This is a genomic window from Agarivorans sp. (assembly GCF_050295395.1).
Taxonomy (GTDB): Bacteria; Pseudomonadota; Gammaproteobacteria; order Enterobacterales; family Celerinatantimonadaceae; genus Agarivorans.
In genome coordinates this window covers 22,800-29,320 of sequence record NZ_JBNKPP010000057.1, presented here as the reverse complement: position 1 = coordinate 29,320, position 6,521 = coordinate 22,800, and the positions used below count along the sequence as shown (strand labels likewise).

Annotated in this window: 7 protein-coding genes and 1 pseudogene; 2 read left to right on the top strand and 6 right to left on the bottom strand. The window is 46.8% G+C overall.

Annotation, left to right across the window (positions count from 1 at the left end; translation table 11 throughout):
• Together ACQY6Q_RS03405 and ACQY6Q_RS03400 are read left to right on the top strand one after the other, a co-directional pair.
• Positions 1-594 (top strand): annotated as a pseudogene (locus tag ACQY6Q_RS03405) (hypothetical protein); the annotation flags it as partial.
• Positions 575-1,168 carry a Crp/Fnr family transcriptional regulator gene (locus tag ACQY6Q_RS03400; RefSeq protein ID WP_427977880.1) on the top strand — a complete coding sequence of 198 codons (594 nt, stop codon included), beginning with the start codon at positions 575-577 and terminating at the stop codon, positions 1,166-1,168. The pseudogene ACQY6Q_RS03405 and the gene ACQY6Q_RS03400, both read left to right, overlap by 20 nt.
• Positions 1,169-1,220: 52 nt before the next feature.
• Here ACQY6Q_RS03400 and ACQY6Q_RS03395 read toward each other — a convergent pair whose 3' ends face one another.
• The 6 genes from ACQY6Q_RS03395 to ACQY6Q_RS03370 all read right to left on the bottom strand — a co-directional run bounded on the left by ACQY6Q_RS03395 (position 1,221) and on the right by ACQY6Q_RS03370 (position 6,379).
• Positions 1,221-1,967 carry a phosphatase gene (locus ACQY6Q_RS03395; protein ID WP_427977886.1) on the bottom strand — a complete coding sequence of 249 codons (747 nt, stop codon included), beginning with the start codon at positions 1,965-1,967 and terminating at the stop codon, positions 1,221-1,223.
• A gap of 236 nt (positions 1,968-2,203) precedes the next feature.
• Positions 2,204-2,503 (bottom strand): DNA-binding transcriptional regulator Fis, encoded by a 300-nt coding sequence (gene fis / locus ACQY6Q_RS03390; protein ID WP_427977877.1) that lies wholly within the window; start codon positions 2,501-2,503, stop codon positions 2,204-2,206.
• Between the two features lie 38 nt (positions 2,504-2,541).
• Positions 2,542-3,498 carry a tRNA dihydrouridine synthase DusB gene (gene dusB, locus ACQY6Q_RS03385; protein ID WP_427977875.1) on the bottom strand — a complete coding sequence of 319 codons (957 nt, stop codon included), beginning with the start codon at positions 3,496-3,498 and terminating at the stop codon, positions 2,542-2,544.
• 164 nt (positions 3,499-3,662) lie between these two features.
• A complete protein-coding gene (gene prmA / locus ACQY6Q_RS03380; protein WP_427977873.1) occupies positions 3,663-4,541 on the bottom strand; it encodes a 50S ribosomal protein L11 methyltransferase in 879 nt (292 codons plus the stop codon).
• 186 nt (positions 4,542-4,727) lie between these two features.
• Positions 4,728-5,138 (bottom strand): hypothetical protein, encoded by a 411-nt coding sequence (locus tag ACQY6Q_RS03375; protein ID WP_427977870.1) that lies wholly within the window; start codon positions 5,136-5,138, stop codon positions 4,728-4,730.
• 212 nt (positions 5,139-5,350) lie between these two features.
• Entirely contained in the window at positions 5,351-6,379 is a 1,029-nt protein-coding gene (locus ACQY6Q_RS03370) for an acyltransferase (RefSeq protein ID WP_427977868.1), read from the bottom strand.
• Positions 6,380-6,521 lie beyond the last annotated feature (142 nt).

Below are 6,521 nucleotides of genomic sequence, written 5' to 3'. Positions count from 1 at the left end.
GGTGCATTGTTCGCCAGCCTGTTTGGGCAAGCCACGGGGCTTAGGCAGTGGTTGGGTTATTTACTGGGGGCTGGTGGAGCAATATTGGTATTGTTATTCACCCGCGATGGTAGCATTGAGTGGCACAAAGGGGATGCCATTTATTTGGTGGCGTGTTGTTTGCTGGCTTTTCATGTTGTGGCTGTGCAACGTTGGAGTGCTAAGGTGTCGGCCTTTGAAGGAGCCTACTTAATACTGCTATTTGCTAGCGCTAGTTTGTTACCTATGGTGCTGGTATTTGGAGAGTTAAGCTCGGTGCAGTGGCTTAACCTACACTTCTGGAAGTTACTGGCTTATCTCACGGTGTTTACTACCTTAATTACGTTCATCTTGCAGCAGTGGGTTACGGCGCGGGCAGGCGCGGCTTGCTTGCTTGGCTTCAGTTACACTATTCCAGTATGGGTAGCAGGTTATTTTGCCCTTAACTACGATGATTTTAGCCTGCTTTCCAGCGGGTTTGGGCTTGGCCTGCTGATGGTGATTTTGGCACTATTGATGATTGATGGCCGCTTTACGCGAGCAAGTAGAGGAGCGCATGGACCGACGCTATCTTAAACAACAGTTAATGGACTTCTTTAATCAGTATCAACTTGGCATAAACTGGCGCTTACTCACGCTTAATTTCGAGGTGCATTCACTTCACAAGAGGGAGTGTTTGGTTCATCAAGGGGAGTATTCTTCCAAAGTATTTTTTTTGAATAAGGGTTTGCTGCGCTACTACAGCCTAAGCGATAGTGGCAAGGAATATACCCAAACGCTGGCTAAAGCGCCGCGTATGGTGGGCTCTACTCGGGCGATGGTTAGTGAGCAACCGAGCTTGTTTAGTATTGAAGCGCTCGAACCATGCTTAGCGATTTCTTTCTCATGGAAGTCGTTTTATCAGCAAATGAGTCAAGATCTGGCTTTTATGCAAGCCTATGCCAAATTTATGGAAAGCATCTTTATTAGCAAGGAAATGAAAGAGCATAGAATGGCCAGCCATTCAGCAACCCAACGCTATTTGGATTTTTGCTGCGATTTCCCCGAGTTACAACGAAGCCTACCTCAGCAACAAATTGCTTCCTATATTGGTATTACTCCGGTGGCTCTCAGCCGCATTCGCGCCAAACTGAAAAATACCATGGGTTAGAGTGAATCCATTTATAGGGCTTGGCTTATGTTGCTGGGTAAAGTTGCCTCATTCAGCTAAGTAACTCGGCAAATTCTTGATGCAGTGCCTTACCTTTGTCGGCTAAGTGATCCAGTAACGAGAGCATACTGCGATTGATGATTCGCTCTGGGGGGAAGTCGTTGGCTTCTAGTAAGGCTAAGGCTTTATCGAAACGTCCTATGTCGTAGGCGATGTGCGCATCTGAACCAATGCTTAAAGGGGCATCGTGCAGTTTGGCCAGTTGGACGATCCGCTCACAATTGGCTTCGCTGCCCTTGCGCGAGTGAATAAACGAGCTGTTGTTGATCTCTAAAGCAACGTTATATTGCGCCGCCGCTTTAACGATGGTTTCAGCATCGATGGGAAAAGCGGGGTTGCCGGGGTGGGTTATCACATTCACCAGCCCACTTTTAATGGTATTGAGCATGGCTTCGGTATTGATGTGTATCGACTGCGGCGGAAATACTTCCTGATGAAAACCGCAGAGAATAATGTCTAATTGAGCTCTCATCCGCTGATTGCAGTCAATCTCTCCCGCTGGCGATTTAATATTGGCCTCGATGCCGCGAAGAATGCCAATGCCCTGATCAACCCGAGGAAATAAGGCGCTATTAATAAAGTGCCACTCGTGCGGAGCGTCTGTCATATCTGGCCCGTGGTCGCTTACCGCAAACATCTTAATGCCATTTTGCTTGGCGTAATGAACATAGTCGTGCAGGGTGCTATAGGCATGGGTGCTGGCGATGGTATGTAAATGCAGATCGACTTCGGGTTTGATTTTCATAACGGCCTCTAAGGTATGAAAGGGGGATTAGCCAATTCATTGTGGCTAAGATCTGCTCTGCCAACAAGTGTTCAGGCGGAATAGACTCAGTTAGGGCGTAAAAGTGAAGATGATCAGTGAGCATTAGCCGATGGTTAGACTAGAGAGTATGTTTTGTTTTAGCAAACACAAAAAAGCCAAAGTAAAATCAACTACTTTGGCTTTTTAATCAATAGCTTATGAACTAGTGTTTAGTTCATGCCGTATTTTTTTAGCTTCTTACGTAGAGTACCACGGTTGATACCTAACATGATTGAAGCGCGGGTTTGGTTACCGCGAGTGTATTGCATAACTACGTCAAGCAACGGGGCTTCAACTTCAGATAGTACTAATTCGTACAATTCAGACACATCTCCGCCATTGAGTTGGGCGAAGTAGTTGCGCAAGGCTTGCTCAACTGAATCGCGCAATGGACGTTCTTTCACTTCAGTGCTAGTAGCACTGCTGGTCATAGTAGAAAGTGTGTTTGTGGTGTTATTTGAATCAAACATACTTGACGCTCTTTTTTAATTAAATTTAATGATCACAACTATTCGAAAAACTGCTCAATCGCGGACGTTTGGGCCAGGGCTGATTCAAGCTGGTTAAACTGGCCTCGAAACTCGTCCGTGTCCGCTATTTGCTTCAGGTACCAGCCCACATGTTTGCGTGCGATACGTACCCCTTGATACTCCCCATAATGTGCATACAGGTTGTCTAAGTGGTGAAGCATAACTTCCTTCACTTCTTGGGCGCAGGGGGGCGCTAAACGCTCACCGTTGTTCAAGAAATGATTAATTTCTCGGAAAAGCCAAGGATTACCTTGAGCTCCCCTACCGATCATGATGGCGTCAGCCCCGGTGTAGTCCAATACATGTTTGGCCTGTTCCGGTGTGGTGATGTCGCCATTTGCCACAATCGGTATTGATACTGCTTGTTTTACTGCTTTAATGGTGTCGTATTCGGCCATTCCCTTATACATACATGCTCGTGTGCGACCATGAATGGCTAAGGATTGAATCCCCGAATCTTCTGCCAGCTTAGCAATCTGCAAAGCGTTGCGATGCTCTGGTGACCAACCGGTTCGGATCTTTAAGGTCACTGGAACATCCACAGCTGATACCACAGCATCAAGAATTTTTTCGACTAATTCGGGTTGTTGTAACAAAGCCGAACCAGCTAATTTTTTGTTTACCTTTTTCGCTGGGCAACCCATGTTGATGTCGATAATTTGTGCACCATTTGCCACATTATGCTGGGCAGCAAGCGCCATCAATTCTGGGTCGGAACCTGCTATCTGAACACTGCGTATACCGCATTCATCTAGGTGAACCATTCGGTCTAGAGATTTTTTACTGTTCCACACCCGAGGGTTGCTGGACACCATCTCTGATACCGTAAGCCCCGCGCCTAATCGCCAGCATAAGCGACGAAAGGGTTGATCGGTAATGCCAGCCATTGGGGCAAGTATCACCGGATTGTCCAGTTTGTAATTGCCTATGTGCATGACTGTTGTTCTTCTCAATCTCAGGGCGGCGTAGTTTACGACTTTTTGTGCACGCTGAAAAGGCTATAAATTGAACATTTTTCAAAAAAAAAGCTGGATTTTTGGTGGCGGAATGTGGCAGCAAACCCGAGCCGATGCGGGTTTGCTGTAAAGCGTGATTGGCTTCAGCGTTTGCGGCCGCTTAATCGACACCATTCTTGATCGAGAACAAGCGGGTCCATGTCGCAGTGTGTTTGATAGGCGGCAAGAACGCCCTCACTTTGTTCTTCTAAAATCCCCGATAAGGCGATAGAACCTTGTGGTTTGAGGTAGGCGAGGATCACCTCAGACAGTTCTTTGAGCGGCCCGGCTAAGATATTGGCGACGACTACATCGGCTTGAAAGCCCTTCGGTTGATCTTTAGGCAAGTACAATTCTAGTTGCTCAGCTACACCATTGCGTTCGGCATTGTCGCGGCTGGCTAAGATGGCCTGAGGATCGATGTCGATGCCTACCACCCGTTCTGCGCCGAGTTTAATGGCGGCAATGGCTAAAATGCCGCTACCGCAGCCAAAATCTACAACGGTTTTACCGCTGAGGTCGAGTTGGTCTAGCCATTTTAAACATAGTGCGGTGGTGGGGTGGGTGCCTGTGCCAAAAGCGAGGCCAGGGTCAAGCATGACGTTTACTGCGTTTGGATCGGGAACGTCAGTCCAGCTTGGGCAGATCCATAAGCGCTCGCCAAACTGCATTGGGTGGAAGTCTTTCATCCACTCACGTTCCCAGTCTTTGTCTTCGAGCTGATCTAGCTTGTAGTTATCATCTTCAATAATGCGGGCCTCACGCAGAAACGTGAGTATCGGCGCCATATCGGTGCTGGCATCGTACAGGCCCTGAACATCGGTATCTCCCCAGAGCGGTGTTTCGCCTAGCAATGGTTCAAATACGGGGGTGTCGTGGCGGTCTAAGAAGGTGACGGCCTGACAGCCGGTTTCCATTAAGATGTCACCAATGGTTTCGGCAGTATCTTTAGTGGCGTTTATTTTTAACTGGATCCAAGGCATTGTCCGCTCCTCTCTGATTTTAGGCGGCAAGTGTACTGTGTTAGTAGCAGCTTAGCATCTAAAAGTTAGTTGGGCTTGGCATCCTAGGATTACACACCCAATAAGCTTAACCAGCAGAATCAAGTCTGCTGGTTAAGTGAGAGGGAAAGTCTGACGCGTGATACAGCTCGGCTTAACCTAGGGGGGCTATCGGTTGGCGTGAGCAGAGGAGCGGGATTTTCTTTTATTGTTATTATCCCAAGCAAAATTACGGTGGCGATGTCTTAGGTATAACAGTTGCGTCCCGCGATATAAGCAAACCGCTGCCACTATATAAATAGGTAGCTGGCTGAATTGCGACAGTAAACTCAAGCCAAGCCCGATGAATAAGAAAGGCACAAATTCATAGAGTGTTTCGGGTAGAGTAAAAGACTTACTGGGAAGTTTATGTTCATCGGTACGGCGATAGTTGGAGCGCATTACCCAAATGACTGCGCCCAATATAAATAATAAGGCACCACCCAATAGGCCTAGTGAATTATCGTTCCATATTACGCTGCTAGAGCCCAGCATGAGGTAAACGCTGGGGAGAATCTCATAGATAGATTTGCTAATCATACGGCGTTTACCCTCCTTAAAATTATTTTATACCGCATTCTTGCTGATTATTAGAACTACGGCGCGTTAACTAATTGTAAGTGATTTGTTGCTTTTTGCTAGATGTTTTTAATCTAACAGCAGTTTGCACTTGTTATGGAGGGCTTACAGTTCAGTTTAAAGGCGGGCAGCGCTTAGCCAGTGCAGGGAGAGACTGGCTAAGTGCTGGAGATTTATCGAAACAGTATGTGATTAAGTCGGGTTTGCTGAATGCTTTTGATCAGCATGATACTTAGCACGAGGGTGCCTAACACTATCATTAAATCTTTGCTTAGCCCGCTTAATTGCAAGCTATCAGCGATATTGAACATAACGATGGCTACCAACAAGTGCAAGATGTAGAAAGGTAATACCATTTGCGCAGTGTCGATCAGCTGCGGGTGTTGTCCCCAGTTAGGTCTAGCCATTAGCATTAAAAATACACCAATACCCCAAACCACTGTAGAAAATACAAAATCATGAACCGGGAAAGGTACTTGATAGTAGCTCTTGAGCAGGATCGCTTCGCCAAAGTGGCCGGCCATGCCTAGCAGGGCTAGCAGTAAAGCAGGACCAAAAGACAGTTTAAATTGATGCTGGCGAATAAGGTAACCACTGGCCACTAATAGGGTGCTAAAGAACGGGCCATTACGGGTAAATATAGGCGCTTCCAAGCCGCTAACTTGCTGGTAGCTGCCGGCCAATACACCGTAAAGATACAGGCCTAGCGCCACAGGTAGAATGGCTTTGCTCCAGCCTAAATGTAAACAAATTGCCACTATCGCTATGGCGCAGAGTAAACCAGGGATAAACCACAGGTGTACCAAGCCGCCTTCAAATAGGCTATTTAGCGGCCAGGCAAGTAGTGAGTCCCAATAAGGTAAGCGTTCATATAAGTAGCCCTGCTGAAAAGCTTCACCAAAGTTGAAGGGCATCAATAGTGAAATTAGGCTCCAGATTAACCAGATCCGCAGTAAGGGGCGGGCATAGGCCTTTAATGTGACAAAGGGCGCGCGTTGTAATTTGTCGGCAATGAAGTAGCCAGCAATAATGAAAAATAAGGGCACGGCAAAGCGGCTAATTTGGTTAATAATAAAGCCTAGCCAAGGTTCGCCGTTAATCTCGGCATAGTGCATGGCAACCTGACAATGCATTAGTAGGATGGTGATAATTGCTACGATTCGACCGAGCTCTAGGCTGGCAATTTTGGTAGATGAAGACATATTGCGGTAATTCGTGAAAAAATGTCGGCAGAATATACTGGTTATGATGGCTTGGGTCTTTGAACTGTGCTGGTTTTTTTGTGTTTGGTGGCTTTAGTCACTAACTGGAGGCGAAAAAAAAGCCCTTTGCAGGGCTTTTTAT

What these genes read in the sequence shown, in the direction of transcription:
- ACQY6Q_RS03400 (WP_427977880.1), top strand. Translation starts at nt 575, where the DNA reads ATGGACCGACGCTATCTTAAACAACAGTTAATGGACTTCTTTAATCAG.
- fis (WP_427977877.1), bottom strand. Translation starts at nt 2,503, where the DNA reads ATGTTTGATTCAAATAACACCACAAACACACTTTCTACTATGACCAGC.
- dusB (WP_427977875.1), bottom strand. Translation starts at nt 3,498, where the DNA reads ATGCACATAGGCAATTACAAACTGGACAATCCGGTGATACTTGCCCCA.
- prmA (WP_427977873.1), bottom strand. Translation starts at nt 4,541, where the DNA reads ATGCCTTGGATCCAGTTAAAAATAAACGCCACTAAAGATACTGCCGAA.
- ACQY6Q_RS03375 (WP_427977870.1), bottom strand. Translation starts at nt 5,138, where the DNA reads ATGATTAGCAAATCTATCTATGAGATTCTCCCCAGCGTTTACCTCATG.
- ACQY6Q_RS03370 (WP_427977868.1), bottom strand. Translation starts at nt 6,379, where the DNA reads ATGTCTTCATCTACCAAAATTGCCAGCCTAGAGCTCGGTCGAATCGTA.